The 23473-nt window shown below is 60.9% G+C and carries 18 protein-coding genes; 13 read left to right on the plus strand and 5 right to left on the minus strand.

Annotated elements, in window-relative coordinates:
• Positions 1 to 10: 10 nt before the first annotated feature.
• The 3 genes from AACX99_RS11005 to choX all read right to left on the minus strand — a co-directional run bounded on the left by AACX99_RS11005 (position 11) and on the right by choX (position 3689).
• Positions 11 to 889 (minus strand): ABC transporter permease, encoded by an 879-nt coding sequence (locus AACX99_RS11005; protein WP_339411775.1) that lies wholly within the window; start codon positions 887 to 889, stop codon positions 11 to 13.
• Positions 882 to 2087, minus strand: a complete 1206-nt coding sequence (locus tag AACX99_RS11010; RefSeq protein WP_339411777.1) for a quaternary amine ABC transporter ATP-binding protein — start codon at positions 2085 to 2087, stop codon at positions 882 to 884. Before AACX99_RS11010 ends, AACX99_RS11005 begins: the two co-directional genes overlap by 8 nt.
• Positions 2088 to 2747: 660 nt before the next feature.
• Complete coding sequence (choX, locus tag AACX99_RS11015) at positions 2748 to 3689, minus strand: choline ABC transporter substrate-binding protein (RefSeq protein WP_339411779.1); 942 nt, start codon at positions 3687 to 3689, stop codon at positions 2748 to 2750.
• 447 nt (positions 3690 to 4136) lie between these two features.
• Between choX and AACX99_RS11020 the strand changes: the two genes are divergently transcribed.
• Positions 4137 to 5516: an L-serine ammonia-lyase gene (locus tag AACX99_RS11020; RefSeq protein ID WP_339411781.1), complete on the plus strand. Its 1380-nt coding sequence runs from the start codon at positions 4137 to 4139 to the stop codon at positions 5514 to 5516.
• A 414-nt stretch (positions 5517 to 5930) separates the two neighbouring features.
• Positions 5931 to 7034, plus strand: coding sequence for a GlxA family transcriptional regulator (locus AACX99_RS11025; protein WP_339411782.1), 1104 nt, complete (start codon positions 5931 to 5933; stop codon positions 7032 to 7034).
• A 389-nt stretch (positions 7035 to 7423) separates the two neighbouring features.
• Here the strand turns inward: AACX99_RS11025 and gbcB are convergent, their stop codons facing one another.
• Positions 7424 to 8527, minus strand: a complete 1104-nt coding sequence (gene gbcB / locus AACX99_RS11030; RefSeq protein ID WP_339411783.1) for a glycine-betaine demethylase subunit GbcB — start codon at positions 8525 to 8527, stop codon at positions 7424 to 7426.
• Between the two features lie 398 nt (positions 8528 to 8925).
• Between gbcB and gbcA the strand changes: the two genes are divergently transcribed.
• The 8 genes from gbcA to AACX99_RS11070 all read left to right on the plus strand — a co-directional run bounded on the left by gbcA (position 8926) and on the right by AACX99_RS11070 (position 19310).
• Positions 8926 to 10218: a glycine-betaine demethylase subunit GbcA gene (gene gbcA / locus AACX99_RS11035; protein ID WP_339411784.1), complete on the plus strand. Its 1293-nt coding sequence runs from the start codon at positions 8926 to 8928 to the stop codon at positions 10216 to 10218.
• A 624-nt stretch (positions 10219 to 10842) separates the two neighbouring features.
• Positions 10843 to 11820, plus strand: coding sequence for a dipeptidase (locus AACX99_RS11040; RefSeq protein WP_339411785.1), 978 nt, complete (start codon positions 10843 to 10845; stop codon positions 11818 to 11820).
• Positions 11821 to 11955: 135 nt separating this feature from the next.
• Complete coding sequence (locus AACX99_RS11045; RefSeq protein WP_339411786.1) at positions 11956 to 12486, plus strand: DUF5943 domain-containing protein; 531 nt, start codon at positions 11956 to 11958, stop codon at positions 12484 to 12486.
• 110 nt (positions 12487 to 12596) lie between these two features.
• Positions 12597 to 14657 carry a dimethylglycine demethylation protein DgcA gene (gene dgcA, locus AACX99_RS11050; RefSeq protein WP_339411788.1) on the plus strand — a complete coding sequence of 687 codons (2061 nt, stop codon included), beginning with the start codon at positions 12597 to 12599 and terminating at the stop codon, positions 14655 to 14657.
• Between the two features lie 171 nt (positions 14658 to 14828).
• On the plus strand, positions 14829 to 16793 hold the full coding sequence (gene dgcB, locus AACX99_RS11055) for a dimethylglycine demethylation protein DgcB (RefSeq protein ID WP_339411789.1): 1965 nt from the start codon (positions 14829 to 14831) through the stop codon (positions 16791 to 16793).
• Positions 16790 to 18013, plus strand: coding sequence for an electron transfer flavoprotein subunit alpha (gene etfA / locus AACX99_RS11060; RefSeq protein ID WP_339411791.1), 1224 nt, complete (start codon positions 16790 to 16792; stop codon positions 18011 to 18013). Before dgcB ends, etfA begins: the two co-directional genes overlap by 4 nt.
• Positions 18014 to 18111: 98 nt before the next feature.
• Complete coding sequence (gene etfB / locus AACX99_RS11065) at positions 18112 to 18885, plus strand: electron transfer flavoprotein subunit beta (protein ID WP_339411793.1); 774 nt, start codon at positions 18112 to 18114, stop codon at positions 18883 to 18885.
• A 173-nt stretch (positions 18886 to 19058) separates the two neighbouring features.
• Positions 19059 to 19310, plus strand: coding sequence for a hypothetical protein (locus tag AACX99_RS11070; protein WP_339411795.1), 252 nt, complete (start codon positions 19059 to 19061; stop codon positions 19308 to 19310).
• 161 nt (positions 19311 to 19471) lie between these two features.
• On the opposite strand, the gene AACX99_RS11075 is transcribed toward AACX99_RS11070, so the two are convergent.
• The gene (locus AACX99_RS11075; RefSeq protein ID WP_339411797.1) at positions 19472 to 20518 is read right to left on the minus strand and encodes a threonine aldolase family protein; all 1047 of its coding nucleotides are present in this window, start codon (positions 20516 to 20518) and stop codon (positions 19472 to 19474) included.
• Positions 20519 to 20862: 344 nt separating this feature from the next.
• On the opposite strand from AACX99_RS11075, the gene AACX99_RS11080 reads away from it, so the two are divergent.
• The 3 genes from AACX99_RS11080 (at position 20863) to glyA (ending at position 23422) form a co-directional block, all read left to right on the plus strand.
• The gene (locus AACX99_RS11080; protein ID WP_339411798.1) at positions 20863 to 21159 is read left to right on the plus strand and encodes a hypothetical protein; all 297 of its coding nucleotides are present in this window, start codon (positions 20863 to 20865) and stop codon (positions 21157 to 21159) included.
• A 72-nt stretch (positions 21160 to 21231) separates the two neighbouring features.
• On the plus strand, positions 21232 to 21963 hold the full coding sequence (locus tag AACX99_RS11085; protein ID WP_339411800.1) for a TraX family protein: 732 nt from the start codon (positions 21232 to 21234) through the stop codon (positions 21961 to 21963).
• Between the two features lie 205 nt (positions 21964 to 22168).
• Entirely contained in the window at positions 22169 to 23422 is a 1254-nt protein-coding gene (gene glyA, locus AACX99_RS11090; RefSeq protein ID WP_339411801.1) for a serine hydroxymethyltransferase, read from the plus strand.
• Positions 23423 to 23473 lie beyond the last annotated feature (51 nt).

Below are 23473 nucleotides of genomic sequence, written 5' to 3' on the forward strand. Positions count from 1 at the left end.
TAAATTTAGATTACTGGCGTTGAAGCTTGCTGTTGACCCAGCTGAATAACGTGCTGCGTTTGGTTTGCGGCGTACCGAAGCTTTCGGTGATGCGGTCGAGAATGATCGCCAGCAGCACCACGGCCATGCCGCTTTCGAAGCCCAGGCCGATATCCAGGCGCTGGATACTCGCCAGTACGTCGTTACCCAGGCCGCCGGCGCCAACCATCGAGGCGATGATCACCATCGACAGGGCCATCATGATGGTCTGGTTGACCCCGGCCATGATCGACGGCATAGCGTTGGGCAGCTGGACCTTGAACAGTAGCTGACGCGGGGTGCAGCCGAAGGACTGGCCGGCCTCGATGATCTCTTTATTCACCTGGCGGATACCCAGGTTGGTCAGGCGCACCGCCGGTGGCATGGCGAAGATCACCGTGGCGATGATCCCCGGTACGCGGCCGAGGCCGAAGAGCATGGCGGCGGGAATCAGGTAAACGAATGCCGGCATGGTCTGCATAAAGTCGAGGATCGGCCGGATGATGGTCGCCACTCGCTCGCTGCGCGCTGCCCAGATGCCCAGTGGAATACCCAGTAGCAGGCTGATCAGGGTGGCGGAGAAGGTTAGGCCGAGGGTCACCACGGTCTGTTCCCAGAAGCCGGTAAGCACGATCAGCAAAAAGGCCACGGCGGTGAAGATGGCGAACTTGTAGCTGATGCGCCACAGGCCGAGGCCGACGAAGATGGCGATCAGCAGCCAGGCTGGTGGCAGCATCAGCAGCCATTCGATGCCTTCGGAGAAGCCATTGACCACTGCGCCGACGCTGTCGAAGCCATCGCTGTAGTTGTCCAGCAGATGCTGCACCATGTCGTTGACCCAGCTCCCCAGGTCGAGCTGTTTATCACTCATGGGACTCTCCCTGCAGGCGGGTCAACAGGCGACCCTTGCTGATGGCACCACTGTAATGGCCGTGTTCGTCAATCACCGGAATCGGCCCTTCGTTGTCTACCAGGCGTTCGATGACCTGATCCAGCGGGGTGCCTTCGGAAACGGGATTGATCTGCTTCAGCACATCGCCATCGAGGCCGCAGCTGGTGCCGCCCTCGACCAGCAGGGCAATTTTCTCCAGGCTGATGGAGCCTTGGAAATTGTTCTGCTCGTCGACGATAAAGGCGTAGTGCTTGTCCAGCGCCTGCAGTTCCTGGCAGACCGTTTGCGCATCCGGCGCTTTGCCGTTGTGCACGTAGATCGGCACGCTGTCGGCCATCAGCTGGCCAGCAGTGAGGTAGCGGTTGGTGTCGACGGTGTTGAAGAAGTTGCGCACGTAATCGTTGGCGGGGTTGTCGATCAGCTCTTGCGGGGTGCCGACCTGAACCAGTTTGCCGCCTTCCATGATGCCGATGCGGGTGCCGATACGCATGGCTTCTTCGATGTCGTGGGAGACGAAGATGATGGTGCGGCGATCAGTCTTCTGCAGCTCCAGCAGCACGTCTTGCATCTCGCGGCGCTTGAGCGGGTCGAGGGCAGAAAACGCCTCGTCCATGATGATCATTGACGGGTCGACCGCCAGGGCGCGGGCCAGGCCGACGCGCTGTTGCATGCCGCCCGACAGCTCATGCGGCATCTTGTGCGCAAAGGTGTCCAGGCCGACCTGTTTGAGTACCTGCATGGCGCGCTCTTCACGCACCTTCTTGCTCTTGCCGGCCACTTCCAGGCCGAACGCGGCGTTGTCCAACACGCTGCGCGAGGGCATCAGGGCGAAGGACTGGAAGACCATGCTCATGTCGCGGCGGCGCAGATCAATCAGTTCTGCTTTGGGCATCTTGGCGACGTTCTGTCCATCGATGTAGACGTTGCCATCACTGGGTTCAACCAGACGGTTGATTAGGCGGATCAAGGTGGATTTGCCGGAGCCGGAAAGGCCCATGAGCACGAAAATTTCACCTTCCTCGACGCTGAAGGACACGTCGCTGACGCCGATAACTGCGCCTTTTTCCGCAAGAATACGTTCCTTGCTCCAGCCCTGCTTGAGCAGATCGATGGCTTCTTGCGGTTGTGAGCCGAAAACCTTGTAGAGGTTCTCGACGACGATTTTTCCAGACTGCATGGGACTGTTCCCCTCAGTAGACATCCAGATCAGTGCTGCGGAACCGGGCGTACGCCAGCTGGCGTTCGTGCGGTGATGCCGACTGTTCTTGCCTGTGTGTTTGCTGGGTTGCGAGGTTGGCACCGTGCTTTGCTGCGCTGCAGATCAGGGACGCTCAGGCACAACCGCTGCAATGCGCCAGTTGCCTTGTGAGCAATGGGCGAAACTGGGGTGGGCTGTTGAGTGAACCTTACTGTGCCGTGCTGCAAACCGCGTTCCATACCCTCTGGCAGTGTTACGAAGCCCAATCCTTGGGAATTTCACGCCTCAATCCGAGGCGCACGTACATCCGAAATTTCTTGTTGGGCTGGCACCCATCAGTAAGGAGCCAGCGCTTATATGTTCTTCGGTCCGGGGCTGTGGGCTCCCGGTCTCTGCCTCCGGTGGAGGTCAGAGCGACGAAATCGGCTGACTCAACGATATAGTCTTCAAATTGCCGCAATTGTCGGTTTACGACTCTGACGTGTTACGCGGCGACATACCGTTTGCTAAAAAAACCATAACAGACTTTTTACCCCGCTTGCCAAGGCTGTAAGCCGCGTCGGCCGTGGTTCGCAGCTTTTAAATTAGCCGCAGACACTATGGTTAGGGGGCTGCGCGGTGTTCGAGAAAAATGACAAATTAATTTTCGCTTGACAGGTTTTCGGCGGTTTTTATTGATTGACCGTTCAGTCTTGTTACGCCCACCAGCCAGGACTCGAGTATTTTTGGGTTGGCTTTGAGCCACGCTTTGGCCTCGCGTCGCGGGTTGGTGTTCTTGTTGAGAATCGCCTCCATCAGGTCGTTCTCCATTTCCAGGCTGAAACGGATGTTCTTGAGCAGCCGACCGAGATTCGGACACTGGCTGACCAGGCCCTTGCGCACGGTTGTATAGACCGTGGCGCCACCGAGGTTTGGGCCGAAATAGTCATCGCCGCCGCTGAGGTAGCGCATGTTCAGCTGGTTGTTCATCGGATGGGGTTCCCAGCCGAGGAATACCGCCCATTTGTTTAGATGGTCCGCCCGTTTGACGTGGAGGATCATCTCGGTCTCACTGGATTCCACCAGTTTGAAATCGGCGAGGCCGAAGGCGTTCTTGTCGATTATTTGCTGAATCAGCTGATTGCCACCGTTGCCCGGTTCGATTCCGTAAATCTTGCCGTCGAGCTGTTGGCTGAACTTGGCGATATCGGCGAAATCCTTGAGACCGGCGTCGTGGGCAGCCTGGTTGACTGCCAGGGTGTATTTGGCACCTTCCAGATTGACTGCCAGCAGCTCCACCGAGCCGTCGTCCAGGTAGGGGCGGATATCTTTCTCTGAGCTGGGTAGCCAGGTGTCGAGGAACACGTCGACTTCATTGTCGTGCAGCGCCTTGAAGGTTTCCGGTAGCGAGAGACGCTTGAGCTGCGAGCGATAGCCCAGCTCGCTGAGTACCAAGCGGGTCACGGCGTTGGTCGTGATCAGATCCGTCCAGCCAACGTCGGCGAAGCGAATCAGCTTACAGCTGGATGGGTCGGCAGCCTGCGCTAGCAGCGGTGTACACAAGGCAGCGGCCAGTAGGCCGCGACGCATATTCAGTTTCATCAAACCTTCTCCCAAATGCATGGACGGGGCGCCTCTGTGCCGGCGCGCAATCGGACCACGGGGCGGGCAGGGCGAGCGTGGCTGGCCGTTCCATGGGCGCGGCGATCATGCCGACAGTTTTCCTGCGCTGCCTATGCGTGAAGTCGTAACTGGAATGCTGGTGTCGTGAATTGTTGCGGCAGCGCTTGAACGTGTGAGCCGGTAGCCCGGGTGAAATCCGGAGGAGAAAATCGCGCTCCTACAGGGAATTGCTGCATGGAACAGGTAATCGAGGCATAGCCATAGATTCCCCGGATTGCATCCGGGCTACAGAAAACTCCGCACTTGCGATCCGCCGTATGGATGAGACGTTGACGGATTTAGGCATGAGCGAGTCGGTGTGGGGCGACTGTGCGCTGGGGAAATCCTGATCATGGCCTGCACGTAGCATCAGTGCAGGAGAGAGTCGTGGCTATCAGCGTGTTTGACTTGTTCAAGATCGGCATCGGGCCGTCCAGTTCGCATACCGTCGGGCCTATGCGGGCGGCGGCGCTGTTTAGCGGCGCATTGGCCGAGCGGCGTTTGCTGGAACGCACCGCACGCTTGCAGGTGCGCCTATACGGCTCGCTGTCGGCCACCGGTGTGGGGCACGGTAGCGACCGTGCGGTGATCATGGGGCTGATGGGGGAGTGGCCGGATCAGGTCGACCCGAGCAGCATCGAGCCGCGTATCGCCGAGTTATTGGCCAGTGGTCAGTTGCAGCTCGGCGGGCGTGTTGGTATCGCCTTCGACTGGCAGCGCGACATGCTTCTGCTGGAAGAAAACCTGCCCTATCACCCCAACGCCATGACCCTCAGCGCGTTTGCAGCTGACGGCAGCCTATTGCACGAAAACACCTATTACTCGGTCGGCGGCGGTTTTGTGGTGGACGCCGAGCAGGCCGCCAGTGGCCAGCTGGATCAGGATCACACCGCGCTGCCCTACGACTTCAGCAGCGCCGAGGAACTGTTGAGTCTGTGCAAGGAGCACGGCTTGCGCGTCTCCGAGCTGATGATGGCCAACGAAAAGGCCTGGCGCAGTGAGGCGGAAATCAATAGCGGCTTGATGCGCCTGTGGCAGGCCATGCGCGAGTGCGTTGAGCAGGGCTTGCAGCACGAGGGCATCCTACCCGGCGGGCTGAATGTGAAGCGTCGCGCTGCCAAGCTGCACCGCAGCCTGCAGGAAATGAGCAAGCCCAATGTGATCGGCTCGACCTTGAGCGGTATGGAGTGGGTCAATCTGTTCGCCCTGGCGGTCAACGAGGAAAACGCCGCCGGCGGCCGTATGGTCACCGCGCCGACCAATGGCGCGGCGGGGATCATTCCCGCAGTGCTGCATTACTTCGTGCGCTTCAGCCCGGCAGTCAGCGAAGCCAATGTGGTCGACTACCTGCTGGCTGCCGCGGCTATCGGCATTCTGTGCAAGAAGAACGCCTCCATCTCTGGTGCTGAAGTCGGCTGTCAGGGCGAGGTCGGTTCGGCCTGCGCCATGGCGGCGGCGGGGCTGGCGGAGATTCTCGGCGCCACGCCCGAGCAGGTGGAAAACGCCGCCGAGATCGGCCTGGAACATAACCTCGGCCTGACCTGCGATCCGGTCGGCGGCCTGGTGCAGGTGCCATGCATCGAGCGCAACGCGATTGCGGCGGTGAAAGCCATCAACGCGGCGCAGATGGCGTTGCGCGGTGACGGTCAGCACTTTATCTCGCTGGATCGGGTGATCCGCACCATGCGCGACACGGGTGCCGATATGCATGACAAGTACAAGGAAACCTCGCGCGGAGGGTTGGCGGTTAGTGCCGTCGAGTGTTGAGGCCCGCGTTCAATCAGCGGCGCACAATTGTGGTGCAGAGCCGTTCAGTGCAGCGGAAAAAGGCGGCGCAAGGCTGCTGAATACGGCTCGACCGTTGGTCCGTTACCGCAGCGGTTTTACCCTGCGTAGCGGGGTGACAGACTCCCTGGTCACCAGTGCTACCGAAATGCTCAAACGCCCGTTAAACGGGCGTTTTAGGTCGCTATCAGAATACTAATGTCGCTCCTGCCAACGCCTAGTGGCACTAGTGATGGACTAATCCACCCACTTTTTATTGAACACCCAATCAATTTAGGCACGGCCTTTGCGTTGTGCCGGTTGTCGATCTGGCGTTGTGCAGTTCCAGAACCATAAGAAGAGCCATCCCGCAGAGGGGCTCACTACCGTGCTTTGCTTCGCGTGAGGGTTTACCTGATGTCACAGTCCACTCAAGGGGCACAACCCCAGAGCCGTGCGCCGCAGTCCATCGGCTTTCTGCTACTCGACAACTTCACCCTGATTTCTCTGGCGTCTGCCGTTGAGCCGCTGCGCATGGCCAACCAGTTGTCCGGCAAGGAGTTGTACCGTTGGCATACCCTCAGCCAGAGCGGCCTGCCGGTCTGCGCCAGTGACGGCCTGCAGATCACTCCGGACGCCAGCCTGGTTACGGCGCCGCGCCTGGATGCGGTGATTGTCTGCGGCGGCGTGGACATCCAGCACAGCGTCACCCGCGAGCATGTGCAGTGGCTACAAAGCCAGGCGCGTCATGGTGCACAGTTGGGCGCGGTATGCACTGGCAGCTGGGCCCTGGCCAAGGCCGGGCTGCTCGATGGCCACGACTGCAGTGTGCATTGGGAGTTTCTCGCCGCCATGCAGGAGGCTTTTCCGCGTGTGGCTGTCAGCACCCGGTTGTTTTCCATTGATCGCAAACGCCACACCAGCTCCGGCGGTACCGCGCCGATGGACATGATGCTGCACGTGATCGGTCGTGAGCATGGGCGTGAACTGGCGGCAGCGATTTCCGAGATGTTTATCTACGAACGCATCCGCAACGAGCAGGATCACCAGCGCGTGCCGCTCAAGCACATGCTTGGCACCAACCAGCCGAAGCTGCAGGAAATCGTCGCGCTGATGGAAGCCAACCTGGAAGAGCCGATCGACCTCGATCAGCTGGCGCTTTACGTCGATGTATCGCGCCGTCAGCTGGAGCGCCTGTTCCAGAAATACCTGCACTGCTCGCCGTCGCGCTACTACCTCAAGTTGCGTTTGATCCGCGCGCGTCAGCTGCTCAAGCAGACCAGCATGTCGATTATCGAAGTGGCCTCGGTGTGTGGCTTTGTCTCCACCCCGCACTTCTCCAAGTGCTACCGCGAATACTTCGGCATCCCGCCGCGCGACGAGCGTGCGGGGCAGCAGGGCGGTCATGTGGTGGCATTGCTGCCAATGCCGGAAGATCTGATGCGTCCATCGCCGTCTTCGGCCATGGCGGCGCTGACGCGGGCGCAGGGGGAGTCGACCTTTGCCAGTGTCAGGCTCTAAGTCGCAGCCATAACCTGTAAGGCTTGCCCGCGATAGCGGGCGCAGGGTGTAGGGTGGATGGCGCTTTCTCATCCACCATTGCGATTGTCGGGCGGTGGATGGGTGAAGCGCCATCCACCCTACAAAAACCAACCTGCGCCGCCCAAACAAAAGGCTATATCCCCACACTATGTTGCAAGCCGCTTTTTAGGGTGGGCCCAGCGGCGCTGGGCTGGTTATAGGTATCGCAACGCAACCCGCGCGGCGTAAGTATTACCGCGGCCCATACATCGCATAGCCGTCCCGGACGACTCAACACATAACGGGTACATCGCCCAACAAAAACGCCGCACCGACCTTGATGGAGAGTGCGGCGTTTTACTGTGTGTGGTGTTGGGCTTACAACGCCCTCAATACTCGATCGCCACATCACCCTGCGGCACGCTGCAGCAGGAGAGGATATAGCCCTCGGCCACATCTTCGTCGGTGATCCCGCCGTTGTGTTCCATGCTCACTTCACCTGAGGTTTTCATTACCTTGCAGGTGCCGCAGATACCCATACCGCAGGCCTTGGGAATATGCAGGCCGAGCTTGGCGGCGGCGGCGTGCACGGTTTCGCCTGGGTCGACACGGATGCTCTTGCCGGTGCTGGTGAAGGCCACCTGGTGCTGGTCAGCCGTAGGTACCGGATCGGCATCGGCGGCTTCGGCGGCCAGTTCCTTGACCTCGGCGCGTACTTCCGGCGGCGTCGCACCGAAGGATTCCTCGTGGTAACGCTGCATATCAAAGCCATTGCTTTCGAGCAGGCGCTTGACCGCATTCATGTAGGGCGTAGGGCCGCAGCAGAAGATTTCCCGTTCCAGATAATCCGGGGTAATCAGTTCCAGCATCTTCTGGTTGAGGTAGCCGCGATAACCGGCCCAGGCCTCGCCCAGGCCGTGTTTTTCGCAGATCACGTGCAGGCTGAAGTTGTTGATCCGCGCGGCCATATGTTCCAGCTCGCGGTGGTAGATGATGTCTTTGGGCGAGCGCGCGCTGTGCACGAAAACCATGTCGACATTGGCGTTGGTGTCGTAGAACCAGCGCGCCATTGACATCACCGGAGTAATGCCGACGCCGCCGCTGAGGTAGAGCACTTTGTCGGCGGGAAAATCGATGGCGTTGAACAGCCCGACAGGACCGTGCGCTGGCAGCTCGTCGCCTTCACTAAGGTTATCGTGCAGCCAGTTGGAGACCTTGCCGCCCGGCACTCGCTTGATGGTGATGGAGAAGCTGTAGGGCACCGATGGCGAGCTGGAAATGGTGTAGGAACGCATCACCGGTTGGCCTTCGATCTCCAGCTCCAGGGTGACAAATTGCCCTGGTTTGAAGAAATACAACAGCGGCTGATCGGCCATAAAACAGAAAGTGCGTACGTCCCAGGTTTCCTGGATAACCTTGACGCAGCGCACCATATGCCGGCCATTGCTCCAAGTCTGCGTGGTAACTGGGTTGAGGAAGTCGTTCGTCGTCATGGACGTCTCCGCGCGTGGCCGGATATCGGCCTTGTATGCGATGGATTGTGCGTACTGGCAGACAGGCTCATTTATCTGCCAGCGACATTTACATGCTTATCGCGACCTGCCGCGCAGGCCTTGATTTACCGCGTCGGAAACGGATGTGGCCATGTCGCCCATAGATAAGGTTTCGCCTACGCTCAGCCCCACACTCGCAGCCAGCCGAAGCAAAAAGGTTACGAGCGAATTCTCCGTTTACCCAGTCGCCATCGGCAGGCGCAAAACGGGGCAATGACGCCACCTTGCGTGAGGGTCTGCTGGCGTGCAACGCGACTCGCATCGACGCGTTAGCAGACTTGCTATTAGCCACTTTATTGCGGCAACTCGCCGAGCGAGTCGCCATTGAGGAGTTACCGATGGACGTCACTTCTACTCTGAGCCTGGGCGATCCGCTGGAGCCCGCACGCAAGGCCACCGCCGAGATGCTGCAGACCCGCGAGCGCACTTTTTCCTTGCCGCAGCCGTTTTATAACGACGAGCGTTTGTTCCAGATCGACATGCAGGAGATCTTCCACAAGGAGTGGCTGATTGCCGGCATGACCTGCGAAATTCCCGCCAAGGGCAACTATCTGACCCTGCAACTCGGTGACAACCCGATCATCGTGATCCGTGGCGCCGAAGGCGTGGTGCACGCCTTCCATAACGTCTGCCGCCATCGCGGTTCGCGTCTGTGCACCAGCGACAAAGGCAAGGTGGCCAAGCTGGTCTGCCACTACCACCAATGGACCTATGAGCTGGACGGCCGTCTGCTGTTTGCCGGCACCGAGATGGGCGCCGACTTCGACATGAAGGAATACGGCCTCAAACCGGTGAACTGCAAGGTCGCGGGCGGCTACATCTTTATCTCCCTGGCCGAGAATCCGCCGGCCATTGATGACTTCCTCAGCACCCTGGCCCACTACATGGAGCCCTACGACATGGAGAACACCAAGGTGGCGATACAAAGCACCTTGATGGAAAAGGCCAACTGGAAGCTGGTGCTGGAGAACAACCGCGAGTGCTACCACTGCAGTGGTTCGCATCCGGAGCTGCTCAACACCCTATTGGAGTGGGACGACGTTACCGACCCGCGCGCCGATCAGGCCTTCAAGGATCATGTGGCCGCCTCCGCAGCCGCCTGGGACGCCGAGAAGATTCCCTACGCCCACGCCAGCTTTGGCTTGCGTAACCGTATCGTGCGCATGCCGCTGCTCAAAGGCACGGTGTCCATGACCATGGACGGTAAGCAGGGCTGCAACAAACTGATGGGGCGCATCCAGAACCCAGACCTCGGTTCGATGCGCATCCTGCATCTGCCGCACTCGTGGAACCACTGCATGGGCGATCACATTATCGTCTTTACCGTGTGGCCGATCAGCGCCCAGGAAACCATGGTCACCACCAAGTGGCTGGTGCACAAGGATGCCGTTGAAGGCGTCGACTACGACGTGGCGCGCATGCGTCAGGTGTGGGACGCGACTAACGATCAGGACCGTCGCCTGGCCGAAGAAAATCAGCGCGGCATCAACTCCACCGCCTACCAGCCAGGCCCGTATTCCAAGACCTATGAGTTTGGCGTGGTTAACTTTATCGATTGGTACAGCGAGCGGGTGCTGAGCAACCTCGGCGCAGCCCCCGCGCCGTATTTGCGCCAAGTCGGCTCGGAGTAAGGCTGCATATGACGCTTGGCCTATGGCTGCTGCTTGGTTTGACCGCATACGGTCTGCTGGCCGCACGACGTAGGCCAGCTACCCCCGTACCACACTGAGACCCTCCTCAAGGGTCACTTGGCCCCTGCCGGTTACCCCTAGGCAGGGGCTTTTTTTATAGCGATCTACCCGTTATCAGTTGAGCTGCCTGAACCGCTTTACGCTGCAAGACGCGGTAATGCGTGGTGGGTTAGGCGCTAACCGGGAGCAGGCAAACACCACTGTTTTTCCATGCGCCGTAACCCACCATTGCGGCCTACCTGCAAGCCGCATTGGTGGCCTATGCGGCGCCCGAAACTCTGTGGCGCTGCCGATAATGACCCTTCGCGCCACCAGCCCCACCCCCTAAAACAGCCTGCAACACCGTCCCGATGTAGGGCCTTGTTGGCATTGATCGTTCCCGCGCTGGAGCCTGGGCGCCAGCGGGAGTGCGCGCTTATTGGCGGCTTATCCAACCGCGACCTGGCTTTGACGCTTTCGGCAATACCCCAGTCGTTTTTGCACCGGGTCGTTCGAGCCCTCGGGGATATGCTCAATCCAAAGCGCCAACAACGGGTTTGGCGACACACTAAAGGGGACTGCCTGATGAGCCCAGCCGAATTGCACGCCGACAGCATCGTTATTGACGGGCTGATCATCGCCAAGTGGAACCGCGAACTGTTTGAAGACATGCGCAAAGGCGGGCTGACCGCAGCCAACTGCACCGTGTCGGTATGGGAAGGTTTTCAGGCCACGGTAAACAATATTGCCGCCAGCCAGAAACTGATCCGCGAGAACAGCGATCTGGTGATGCCGGTACGTACGACCGCCGATATCCGCAAGGCGAAGGAGCAGGGCAAGACCGGCATCCTCTTCGGCTTCCAGAATGCGCATGCGTTTGAAGACCAGATCGGTTATGTCGAGGTGTTCAAGCAGCTCGGCGTGGGCATTGTGCAGATGTGCTACAACACCCAGAACCTGGTGGGCACCGGCTGCTACGAGCGCGACGGTGGCCTCTCTGGTTTCGGCCGCGAGATCGTCGCCGAGATGAACCGCGTCGGCATTATGTGCGACCTCTCGCATGTGGGCTCGAAGACCTCCGAGGAAGTCATCCTCGAATCGAAAAAGCCGGTCACCTATTCCCATTGCCTACCGTCGGGCCTGAAAGAACACCCACGCAACAAGTCCGACGCCGAGCTGAAATTTATCGCCGATCACGGCGGCTTTGTCGGTGTGACCATGTTCGCGCCGTTCCTGGCCAAGGGCATCGATTCGACCATCGACGACTACGCCGAAGCCATCGAGTACGTAATGAACATCGTCGGTGAAGACGCCATTGGCATCGGCACCGATTTCACCCAGGGCCACGGCCAGGACTTCTTTGAATACCTGACCCATGACAAGGGCTACGCCCGCCGCCTGACCAGCTTCGGCAAGATCATCAACCCACTGGGCATCCGCACCGTGGGCGAGTTCCCCAACCTCACCGAAACCCTGCTCAAACGCGGCCATTCCGAGCGCGTGGTGCGCAAGATCATGGGCGAGAACTGGGTAAACGTTCTTAGGGATGTCTGGGGCGAATAAGCCTGACGCGATGCCAAATCCGTAGGGTGGAGACGATTTTTTCATCTACCACCCCACTGCGCGGTGACTCACCCTTCTGGTGGATGGATAAAGCGCCATCCACCCTACAAACGACTTGATTACGGAGTTTTCCCCATGGCCACCCACGCACCCGAAATGCCTATCCAGGTCGACGACGAAACCGGCGTCTGGACCACCGATGCCCTGCCGATGCTCTATGTGCCGCGGCATTTCTTCGTCAACAACCATATCGGTATCGAGGAAGTGCTGGGCGCCGATGCCTATGCCGAAATTCTCTACAAGGCCGGCTACAAGTCCGCCTGGCACTGGTGCGAGAAAGAGGCTGAATGCCATGGCCTGTCCGGCGTAGCGGTGTTCGAGCACTACATGAAGCGCCTGTCGCAGCGCGGCTGGGGGCTGTTCAAGACCCAGGCGATTGATCTCGACGCAGGCACCTGCGAGGTGCGCCTGGATCATTCCGCCTTCGTCTACGTCTACGGCCAGTGTGGGCGCATGGTCGACTACATGTTCACCGGCTGGTTCGCCGGTGCCATGGACCAGATTCTGCAAGCTCAGGGCAGCAGCATCCGTACGCGTGCTGAGCAGGTCTACGGTGCGTCGCAGGAAGGCCATGACCATGGCCTGTTCCGTACTCAACCACTCTAAAAACAATCGTGCGTGGGGAGGCTCAGCCGCGACATCTTCGCTGCTAAAGCGAGGTGCCGCCCAGCCCTCCCACAAAGTAACGCTAGGCCGCTTTCCGTGAGGGTGCCGCAATGGCTTTCGAAGCAATGTTCCAACCGATTCAGATCGGCAAACTGACCATCCGTAACCGTGTGATCAGTACCGCCCACGCCGAGGTCTATGCCACCGATGGCGGCATGACCACCGAGCGTTACGTGCAGTATTACGAAGAGAAGGCCAAGGGCGGCATCGGTCTGGCGATCTGCGGTGGCTCATCGGTGGTGGCAATCGACAGTCCACAAGAGTGGTGGAGCTCGGTCAACCTGTCGACCGATCGGATCATCCCGCACTTCCAGAATTTGGCCGACGCCATGCACAAGCATGGCGCCAAGATCATGATCCAGATTACCCACATGGGCCGCCGCTCGCGCTGGGACGGTTTCAACTGGCCGACCCTGATGTCGCCGTCGGGCATCCGCGAACCGGTGCACCGCGCCACCTGCAAGACCATCGAGGTCGAGGAAATCTGGCGGGTGATCGGCAACTACGCGCAAGCCGCGCGCCGCGCCAAAGAAGGTGGCCTGGACGGTGTCGAACTGTCCGCCGTGCACCAGCATATGATCGACCAGTTCTGGTCGCCGCGGGTCAACAAACGCACCGACGAATGGGGCGGCAGCTTCGAGGGCCGGATGAAGTTCGGCCTGGAAGTGCTCAAGGCCGTACGCGCCGAAGTGGGTGACGATTTCTGTGTGGGCATCCGCCTGTGCGGCGACGAATTCCATCCGGACGGCCTGTCCCACGAGGACATGAAGCAGATCGCCAAGTACTACGATGACACCGGCATGCTCGACTTTATCGGCGTGGTCGGCTCGGGTTGCGACACCCACAACACCCTGGCCAACGTTATCCCCAATATGAGTTACCCGCCGGAGCCATTCCTGCATCTGGCAGCCGGGATCAAGGAAGTAGTCAAGGTGCCGGTGCTACACGCGCAGAACATCAAGGATCCGAACCAGGCCACGCGTATTCTCGAGGGCGGCTATGTCGACATGGTCGGCATGACCCGCGCGCACATCGCTGACCCGCACCTGATCGCCAAGATCAAGATGGGCCAAGTCGACCAGATCAAGCAGTGCGTCGGTGCCAACTACTGCATCGACCGCCAGTACCAAGGTTTGGACGTGCTGTGCATCCAGAACGCCGCGACTTCCCGTGAGTACATGGGCCTGCCGCATATCATCGAAAAATCCACCGGGCCGAAACGCAAGGTGGTGATCGTCGGCGGCGGCCCAGCCGGGATGGAGGCCGCGCGGGTTGCCGCAGAGCGCGGTCATGACGTGACCCTGTTCGAGAAGAAGGACAGCCTCGGCGGCCAGATCAGCCTCGCCGCCAAGGCACCGCAACGTGACCAGATGGCTGGTATCACCCGCTGGTTCCAACTGGAGATCGCCCGTCTCGGCGTTGACCTGCGTCTGGGCACCGGCGCCGATCTCGACAGCATCCTCGACCTGCGTCCGGACATCGTGGTTCTGGCCAACGGCGGCCATCCGTTTATCGAGCAGAACGAACACTGGGGCGCAGCCGAGGGCCTGGTAGTCAGCAGCTGGGACATCCTCGACGGCACCGTGGCACCGGGCAATAACGTGCTGGTGTACGACACCATTTGCGAATTCACCGGCATGTCGGTGGCCGATTTCATCGCCGAGAAGGGCGCCAAGGTCGAGATCGTCACCGACGACATCAAACCGGGCGTGGCCATCGGCGGCACCAGCTTCCCGACCTACTACCGCAGCCTATACCCGAAAGAAGTGATCATGACCGGCGACCTGATGCTGGAAAAGGTCTACCGCGAGGGCGACAAGCTGGTGGCGGTGCTGGAGAACGAATACACCGGCGCCAAGGAAGAGCGGGTGGTCGATCAGGTCGTGGTGGAGAACGGCGTGCGTCCGGACGAAAGCCTCTACTACGGGCTTAAGGACGGTTCGCGCAATAAGGGTCAGATCGACGTCGAAGCGCTGTTCGCGATCAAGCCGCAGCCATGCCTATCGGAGACGGGTGATGGCTACCTGCTGTTCCGTATCGGTGACTGCGTGGCGCAGCGCAACACCCATGCAGCGATCTATGACGCGCTGCGTTTGTGCAAGGATTTCTGATCGCGGCCTCGGTGGATGGCTTCGGCCATCCCGCTACGGAGCGTAACGGCTGAGGCGATGCGGCTTTGTAGGGTGGATAACGCTCTACTTATCCACCGCGGGTCAACACGGAATTAAATACGGCGGATGGCTTCGTCCATCCACCCTACGAATCATCTGAAGGGTGCGGCCATGCTGAACACCATCCTGCCCATTCTGTTGTTCGCCGCGCTGGCGTTGGCGGTGATGGGTGCTGTGAAACGCTTTCTGATGTGGCGCCGTGGCCGCGCGGCCCAGGTCGACTGGCTGGGTGGCCTGCTGGCCATGCCGCGGCGCTATATGGTCGACCTGCACCATGTGGTGGCCCGCGACAAATATATCGCTAACACCCACGTGGCCACGGCCGGCGGCTTCGTTCTGGCCGCGGTGCTGGCAGTTCTGGTGCACGGTTTCGGCCTGCAGAATCGTATCCTCGGTTATGCCTTGCTGTTCGCTACGGCGCTGATGTTCGTTGGCGCGCTGTTCGTCGCTAAACGCCGCCTCGATCCGCCGTCACGGTTGTCGAAAGGCCCGTGGATGCGCCTGCCGAAAAGTCTGCTGATGTTCGCTGCGAGCTTCTTTATCGCCACCTTGCCGGTCGCCGGGATCCTGCCGGAAGGCTTCGGTGGCTGGATTCTCGCCCTGCTGCTGACCGTCGGTGTGGCCTGGGGTGTATCCGAGCTGTTCTTCGGCATGACCTGGGGCGGACCGATGAAGCACGCCTTCGCCGGCGCCCTGCACCTGGCCTGGCACCGCCGTAGCGAGCGCTTCGGTGGTGGTCGCTCGACCGGTCTGAAAGCCCTCGATCTGAACAACCCGCAAGCGCCGCTGGGCGTGGAAAAACCTGCGGACTTCACCTGGAACCAACTGCTCGGTTTCGATGCTTGCGTGCAGTGCGGCAAGTGCGAGGCGGCCTGCCCGGCTTTCGCCGCTGGTCAGCCGCTGAATCCGAAAAAGCTGATTCAGGACATGGTGGTTGGCCTGGCGGGCGGCACCGATGCCAACTTTGCCGGTTCGCCTTACCCAGGAAAACCAGTGGGCGAGCACAGCGGTGGCCCGCATCATCCTATCGTCAACCTCAATGGCAAGGCCCTGGTCGATGCCGAAACGCTGTGGTCGTGCACCACTTGCCGCGCCTGCGTAGAGGAGTGCCCGATGATGATCGAGCACGTCGACGCCATCGTCGATATGCGCCGCCATCTGACCCTGGAAAAAGGTGCCACGCCAAACAAGGGCGCGGAGGTGCTGGACAACCTGATCGCCACCGACAACCCCGGCGGCTTCGCCCCCGGCGGGCGGCTGAACTGGGCGGCGGATCTCAACCTGCCATTGCTAAGCGACAAGCAAAGCGTTGACGTACTGTTCTGGGTCGGTGATGGCGCCTTCGATATGCGCAACCAACGCACCCTGCGCGCCTTTGTCAAAGTGCTGAAAGCCGCCAATGTCGACTTCGCCGTGCTCGGTCTGGAAGAACGCGACAGCGGCGACGTGGCGCGCCGGCTGGGGGATGAAGCGACCTTCCAGCTGTTAGCCAAACGCAATATTGCCACCCTGGCTAAATACCAGTTCAACACCATCGTCAGCTGCGACCCGCACAGCTTCCACGTACTGAAGAACGAATACGGCGAACTCGGCGGCCGCTATCAGGTGCTGCACCACAGCACCTATATGGATGAACTGATCGGCGCGCAGAAGTTGAACTTAGGCCAGCACAAGGGCGGCTCGGTCACCTACCACGACCCTTGCTACCTCGGCCGTTACAACGGCGAGTACGAAGCCCCGCGCAACGTGCTGAACGCTATCGGGATCGAAGTGAAAGAAATGCAACGTTCCGGCTTCCGCTCACGCTGCTGCGGCGGTGGTGGCGGTGCGCCGATCACCGATATCCCTGGCAAGCAGCGGATTCCTGATATGCGCATGGTCGACATCAAGGAGACCGGTGCCGAACTGGTGGCCGTCGGTTGTCCGCAATGCACCGCCATGCTCGAAGGTGTGGTTGGCCAGCGGCCTGAGGTCAAGGACATTGCTGAGCTGGTGGCCGATGTATTGATCGAGGGTGTGGCCGAGGCCAAGAAGCCTGCGCCAACCCCGCGTGAACTAGCCGAGGTAAGCCCATGAGCGACATCATTCGTCGTGACCCACGGGCTGAATGGATCGCCCGTAATCGCCTGCACCCGCTGCACGCCGCCTTGCAGCCAGCGGAAGTCAGCTGGCTGGGCCCCAATGGGGTCATACGCAAGAACCCGCATGCTGTCGGCTTTATTGGCCCCAATGGCCTCAAGCGGATCGACCGCTCGGGTACTCAGCAGGGCGGTAATCAGAAGCGCAGCGCGGCCAGTGCCGCGGTGCAGTTGCCGCTGCATGTTATTGAGCAACCGGCCTTCCATATCGTGGTGGTGCCGGACATGGTCGGTGGCCGCCTCAGTGCTCACGACAAGGATTTGCTTGGCCTGGCGCACAAGCTGGCCGGTAGCGATGGCGCGGTGGTCGCAGTGATCTTCGGTGAGCACAAGGAAAACGCCTTCGACTGCAACGGCGTTGACCGCCTGCTGCAGTTCGCTGACGACGATTTCGACGGCTACTCCCCGGAAGCTCGGGTACTGGCCCTTGGTGCGCTGGAGCGGCAGCTCTCGCCACGCCACTGGCTGCTGCCCGATAGCCGCAGCGGGGGTGGCGAACTGGGTCGCCGTTTGGCCGCCAAGCTCGGCGAACGCCCGGCGACGCGGGTCTGGCAGGTGGCCGACGGCATTGCCAGTGGGCGCGCGGGTGCTGGGCGCGAAGACCTGGTGCAACAAGCGCCACGGTTGATCCTGGCAGCGGTGGAGTGTGCTGAACCGGTCAGTGAAACCCGGCATGAAGTGCGGCCGCTGGCGCTCAGTGATGCGCTGGTTCGCCATTTGCCAAGGATTCAGGACCTCGGTGCAGTGGCAGTCGACCCGGCGCAGATCCCCATGGCTGAGGCCGAATTTATTCTGTCTGGCGGCAACGGCGTAAAAGACTGGACGCTGTTCCACCAGGCCGCCGCTGCGCTGGGTGCAACTGAGGGTGCCTCGCGGGTGGCAGTGGACGACGGCTTTATGGGCCGCGAGCGCCAGGTCGGTGCGTCCGGCATCTGGGTTACTGCGCGGGTGTATGTGGCGGTGGGTATCAGTGGTGCGATCCAGCACCTGCAAGGCATCGGCGCCTGCGACAAGGTGGTGGCGATCAACCTCGACCCGACCTGCGACATGATCAAGCGCGCCGATCTTTCGGTGATCGGCGAGTCTGCCGCAATTCTGCAGGCGTTGATCGAGCGCGTCGCCGCCCACCGCCAAGGAGCAGAGCGCGATGCCGCGTAATCAAACTGTAGGGTGGATGACGCTTCACCCATCCACCGGGAGCGACCACACAGTGATGGTGGAAGAAAAAGGCGTCTTCCACCCTACGGAGCAGGCCAATGACTGACTTGAATATCGTTGCGCTGGTCTCGGTTGGTGCCCACCCAACCTCCGGACGCCCACGCCGTGCCGAGCAGGATGCCCGCGCGGTCGAGCTGGGTTTGCGTTTGGCCGGTGAGCGGTTGCAGGTGCTGCATGCCGGCGACCCGCAACAGGAGGCGCTGCGCGCTTATCTGGGCATGGGCCTTGAGCAGATCAAGATTCTTGAGCAGCCGGCGCACAGCGATGCGCTGCCGGTGCTGGTCGAGTACCTGGCCGACTCCAGCGCGCAGCTGGTACTGACCGGCAGCCAGGCGGAAACCGGTGAAGGTTCGGGCATGCTGCCCTACCTGCTGGCGGAGCAGCTTGGCTGGCCGCTGGTCGTCGGGCTGGCGGCGGTGGAGCAGGTCAGCAATGGCGTGGCCCAGGTGCTGCAAGCGCTGCCGCGCGGTCAGCGCCGGCGCTTGCAGGTGCGCCTGCCGTTTGTTGCCAGTGTTGATAACGCCGCGCCTATTGCGAGGCAGAGCGCCTTCGGCCCGGCCCGCCGAGGTCTGTTGACGGCTGAGGAAGTGGAGCTGGTTGCCGATCCGCTATTTGCCAGCGCCCAGTTGCAGCCGGCTAAACCCCGGCCTAAACGCCTTAAGGTGATCAAGGCGAAGACCGGCGCGGAACGGATGAAGGCCGCCACCGCCAAGGCGTCCGGTGGTGGCGGGCAGGTGCTCAAGGATATGTCGCCGCAAGCGGGCGCTGAGGCTATCTTCAAATTACTGTTGGAAGAAGGCGTGCTGCGCTAGGAATGTGGGAGGGGATTTAGCTCATTCACCGTTAGAAGCTCGCCGCTAAAGCGCTACGTCGCCGGCGCCTCCCGAGCAGAGCGGCCGTTGGTAGGATGGGTTGAGCGTCGCGATAGCCATCTGAACCCGAGTCGAAAGCTCAATTTATTGCCGCGCCATTAGAGGATTTGACCATGATGCATGCCGATCTGATTGATCAGGAAGATCTACGCGAACGCCTGGTGGCGCTGGGGTTGTCGATACCCGCCGGGGTGACGGCGGCGCAGGCCTGCGAGCATGCCGTCAGTGGTCTGAGCCCGGAACGGGCAGTGGCGCTGCGGCGTCTGGTGGAGGAATTGCTCGGCGGCAGCGCAACCGTGCTACCGAACGTGCGTGAAGCAATCTCGCGCACTCTGCTTCCTGCTTTGGTGCCGCGTCCTTCGTGATCTGCTGGAGCATGCATTCGGAGGTTGGGTCGGGCGGCGTTCCGTTGCGCTCCGCGAAGCCCTGCGGCGGTGTCTGGCTCAGGCTCGGTGTTGCGTCGATCATCACCCGTTAGGCTTCGTTGCTCCGCTGCTCAACCCAAACTACCTGCTCTGGTACCGCGTTAGCTCGCTGCCGCCATCGCCGCACGAATATCCGCCGCTAACTGACGTATCCGCGCTTCCTCGGTATCCCACGAGCACATAAAGCGTGCGCCGCCGGCCCCGATAAAGGTGTAGAAGCGCCAGCCCTGGCCGCGCAGCACTTCCAGCGCTGGCTCGGACATCTGCAGAAATACGCCGTTGGCCTCAACCGGGAACATCAGGCTAACCCCCGGGATATCGTTGACCAGCTCGGCCAGCAGTTGTGCGCAACGGTTGGCGTGCTGGGCGTAACGCAGCCAGGCGCCGTCCTGCAGAATGCCGACCCAGGGCGCCGACAGATAACGCATCTTCGAGGCCAGCTGGCCGGCCTGCTTGCAGCGGTAGTCGAAGTCTTCGGCCAGGTCCTTGTTGAAGAACAGGATCGCCTCACCCACGGCCATGCCGTTCTTGGTGCCGCCAAAACACAGCACATCCACGCCAGCCTTCCAGGTTAGGTCGGCCGGGCTGCAGCCGAGAAAAGCGCAGGCGTTGGAGAAACGCGCACCGTCCATATGCAGATGCAGGCCGAGTTCGCGGCACACGGCGCTGATCGCTCGTACTTCATCGGGGCTGTAAACCGTGCCGACTTCCGTGGCCTGGGTCAGGGTCACCACGCGTGGCTTGGGGTAGTGGATGTCCTGGCGCTTGAGGGCGATCTCGCGGATCGCCTCGGGGGTCAGCTTGCCGTTCTCGGTCTTGGCCAACAGCAGTTTGGAGCCGTTGGAGAAGAACTCCGGTGCGCCGCACTCGTCGGTCTCGACGTGGGCGGTCTCCGAGCAGATCACGCTGTGGTAGCTCTGGCATAACGCCGCCAGGGCCAGGGAGTTGGCCGCGGTGCCGTTGAAGGCGAAAAACACTTCGCAGTCGGTTTCAAACAGCTGGCGAAAATGGTCGGCGGCGCGCGCCGTCCACTGGTCATCACCGTAGGCGCGCTGATGGCCCTGATTGGCTTCGGCCATGGCGGCCCAGGCTTCCGGACAGATACCGGAATAGTTGTCGCTGGCAAATTGCTGGCTCTGGTCGGGCATTGCGGATTCCTTTCTTGATCGACGCCGCTGAGTCATCGGCGAATGCCACTACTTTACCCTTGGCCCAGGCAGCGGTGGGGACATCGCCGCGACATCTTGTTTAACTCAGGCGCTGTTCGCCCACGGGCGTAACCTGGCAGGCACAGCGGAAAAAGGAACTCATAGCGCTGACAGCCCTCACAGCTAAGTCCATGGTGATTGGCCGCCTGACGGAGTCTGGCGTGTATTACCTGCCAGCGCGGTTATCCGTTCGACAGATGGTCATGCGCTGTGGACCCGCTAGAACAGTGCCTTGGCTGACCAGCCAAGTGCCGCTCTGTCACTGACCCGTACAGGAATCGACCATGAACTACCGTCATCTCATCGCGTTGTTTGTTCCCCTGGCGTTCGCGCTACCGTCTATTGCGGCTGAACCATGGCCGGCTGACGCCAAGGCCGAGTTCGTCAACGAGTGTGTCGCGAGCGCGCCTGATGGGCACGCAACGAACAACCTGACGGCATATTGCGAATGTGCCGCTGAGAAGGTCAGTAGTGAGTTTAGTGAGGCGGAAATGCAGGCCATGGCCCGTCAATCGCCACCCGATTCGGCGATGCAGCAACGCTTGATCAAGGCCTCGGCTAGCTGCGAAAAAAACTTGTAGCGCTGATCTGATCGCAGTGCACATTGAGCCCGGCTCGCTGCCAGATAATTCGCTGACTCCGTGAGTGCTGCAATGCTGACACCCTCAGCCGGACAGACCCGTGACGCCGCGCTGGACCTGATCAAGTGGCTGGCTTTTGCCAGCATGCTGATCGACCACCTGCGGCATGTCTGGCCGTCTCTTTACTGGTTGTACATCCCTGGCCGCTTGGCCTTCCCCTTTTTCTGTCTGGCAATTGCCGCCAATCTGATGCGTCCCTCGGCTGGGGGCGGCAAACCCTTCCCGCTGCGTTACCTGGGGTTACTGGCGTTATTCGCGCTGCTCTCCGAATGGCCTTATCGGCTGCTGGTCGTTACCCCACATTCGCTGAACGTTCTACCGACTCTGGTGCTGGGGTTGCTGATTGCCGGTGGCGTGGCGCAGCCCACTGTGCAACGGCGCTGGCTGGCTGTCGCGGCGCTGCTGGTAGCACTGCTCGCACACCCCTGGTTGATGTTTGGCTTTGCCGGGGCGCTGCTGCCAGTGGCCTTTGTTTATGCCCTGCAGCGAGCGGGGCCGAACTGGGTCTGGCCGGTGCTGCTGTGTCTGGCGGCCAATTACTGGCCGCCGTTCTATATCGATGCAACCCGCGGTGACCCCTTTGCCGTGAGTTTTATCCTGATCTGCAGCGTGGCACCACTGCTGGGGTTGGGGCTATTACGGCAACCGTCGCTGGGCCAGGTGCCGGCAGTACGGCGCTGGGCCTATCTGTTCTACCCCGGTCACTTTCTCCTGCTGGTGGGGGCACGCGCGCTGCTCACCTGAGTGCACTCGCGTACCGCAGCGTATTTGTCTGCCAATTTGCGCATACCCGATAGCGACACGTCGGCCCTTCGCATGTCGCAAACGCAATCTCCCGTGGCGTGCCTAGGCATCTGACCGATCAGGGCCAGTCATACCATCGCTTCACAAGGGCCCAGCCCGCTTCCGACACAGATGCGCCACACAACGGTGCCGCAGGAGATCAGCGATGTTCAGCAAGCACGACCAGATTAAAGGCTACGACGACGAGTTGCTCAGCGCGATCAACGCCGAGGAAAGCCGCCAGGAACACCACATCGAGCTGATCGCCTCGGAGAACTACACCAGCCAGCGAGTGATGGAAGCCCAGGGCAGCGGCCTAACCAACAAGTACGCCGAAGGCTATCCGGGCAAGCGTTACTACGGCGGCTGCGAGCATGTCGATGTGGTTGAACAGCTGGCGATTGATCGCGCCAAGGCGCTGTTTGGTGCCGACTACGCTAACGTCCAGCCGCACTCCGGTTCCTCGGCCAACAGTGCGGTGTATCTGGCGCTGATCAATGCCGGCGACACCATCCTCGGCATGAGCCTGGCCCACGGCGGCCACCTGACCCACGGCGCTAAGGTGTCGTCCTCGGGCAAGCTGTACAACGCCGTGCAGTACGGTATCGACACCGCCACTGGCCTGATCGATTACGACGAAGTCGAGCGTTTGGCCGTCGAGCACCAGCCGAAGATGATCGTTGCCGGCTTCTCCGCCTATTCGAAGACCCTGGATTTCCCGCGCTTCCGCGCCATTGCCGATAAGGTCGGGGCGCTGCTGTTCGTCGATATGGCCCACGTCGCAGGCCTGGTAGCCGCTGGCCTGTACCCCAATCCGATTCCCTTTGCCGACGTGGTCACCACCACCACCCACAAGACCCTGCGCGGTCCGCGTGGCGGGCTGATCCTGGCCAAGAGCAATCCGGATATCGAGAAGAAGCTCAACGCCGCGGTATTCCCCGGTGCTCAGGGCGGCCCGTTGATGCACGTGATCGCTGCCAAAGCGGTGTGCTTCAAGGAGGCCATGGAGCCAGGCTTCAAGGAGTACCAGGCGCAGGTGATCAAGAATGCCCAGGCTATGGCCAAGGTGTTTATCGAGCGTGGCTTTGATGTGGTTTCCGGCGGCACCGACAACCACCTGTTCCTGGTCAGCCTGATCAAGCAGGGCCTGACCGGCAAAGAAGCCGACGCTGCCTTGGGTCGTGTCGGTATCACAGTCAACAAGAACGCCGTACCGAATGACCCGCAGTCGCCGTTCGTGACCTCGGGCCTGCGTATCGGCACCCCGGCGATCACCACACGCGGCCTCAAGGAAGCCCAGAGCATCGAGCTGGCCGGCTGGATCTGTGATGTGCTCGACCACCTTGGCGATGCCGATGTGGAAGCTCAGGTCGCTACCTTGGCCTCCGGGCTGTGCGCCGACTACCCGGTATACCGCTGAAAGCAATGATCCGGTAGGAGCGGGGGGACGCCGAGTCCCATGCCCGCGAAG

Origin of the sequence: Pseudomonas sp. EA_35y_Pfl2_R5 (genome assembly GCF_963970805.1) — a bacterium.
Lineage (GTDB): Bacteria > Pseudomonadota > Gammaproteobacteria > Pseudomonadales > Pseudomonadaceae > Aquipseudomonas.

Excerpts from the sequence above, each read along its gene's own strand:
- AACX99_RS11025 (WP_339411782.1), top strand. The coding sequence starts at position 5,931 with ATGTCACAGTCCACTCAAGGGGCACAACCCCAGAGCCGTGCGCCGCAG.
- etfB (WP_339411793.1), top strand. The coding sequence starts at position 18,112 with ATGACTGACTTGAATATCGTTGCGCTGGTCTCGGTTGGTGCCCACCCA.
- etfA (WP_339411791.1), top strand. The coding sequence starts at position 16,790 with ATGAGCGACATCATTCGTCGTGACCCACGGGCTGAATGGATCGCCCGT.
- AACX99_RS11045 (WP_339411786.1), top strand. The coding sequence starts at position 11,956 with ATGGCCACCCACGCACCCGAAATGCCTATCCAGGTCGACGACGAAACC.
- AACX99_RS11070 (WP_339411795.1), top strand. The coding sequence starts at position 19,059 with ATGATGCATGCCGATCTGATTGATCAGGAAGATCTACGCGAACGCCTG.
- glyA (WP_339411801.1), top strand. The coding sequence starts at position 22,169 with ATGTTCAGCAAGCACGACCAGATTAAAGGCTACGACGACGAGTTGCTC.
- dgcA (WP_339411788.1), top strand. The coding sequence starts at position 12,597 with ATGGCTTTCGAAGCAATGTTCCAACCGATTCAGATCGGCAAACTGACC.
- AACX99_RS11085 (WP_339411800.1), top strand. The coding sequence starts at position 21,232 with ATGCTGACACCCTCAGCCGGACAGACCCGTGACGCCGCGCTGGACCTG.
- gbcB (WP_339411783.1), bottom strand. The coding sequence starts at position 8,527 with ATGACGACGAACGACTTCCTCAACCCAGTTACCACGCAGACTTGGAGC.
- AACX99_RS11075 (WP_339411797.1), bottom strand. The coding sequence starts at position 20,518 with ATGCCCGACCAGAGCCAGCAATTTGCCAGCGACAACTATTCCGGTATC.
- AACX99_RS11010 (WP_339411777.1), bottom strand. The coding sequence starts at position 2,087 with ATGCAGTCTGGAAAAATCGTCGTCGAGAACCTCTACAAGGTTTTCGGC.
- gbcA (WP_339411784.1), top strand. The coding sequence starts at position 8,926 with ATGGACGTCACTTCTACTCTGAGCCTGGGCGATCCGCTGGAGCCCGCA.
- choX (WP_339411779.1), bottom strand. The coding sequence starts at position 3,689 with ATGAAACTGAATATGCGTCGCGGCCTACTGGCCGCTGCCTTGTGTACA.
- AACX99_RS11040 (WP_339411785.1), top strand. The coding sequence starts at position 10,843 with ATGAGCCCAGCCGAATTGCACGCCGACAGCATCGTTATTGACGGGCTG.
- dgcB (WP_339411789.1), top strand. The coding sequence starts at position 14,829 with ATGCTGAACACCATCCTGCCCATTCTGTTGTTCGCCGCGCTGGCGTTG.
- AACX99_RS11005 (WP_339411775.1), bottom strand. The coding sequence starts at position 889 with ATGAGTGATAAACAGCTCGACCTGGGGAGCTGGGTCAACGACATGGTG.
- AACX99_RS11080 (WP_339411798.1), top strand. The coding sequence starts at position 20,863 with ATGAACTACCGTCATCTCATCGCGTTGTTTGTTCCCCTGGCGTTCGCG.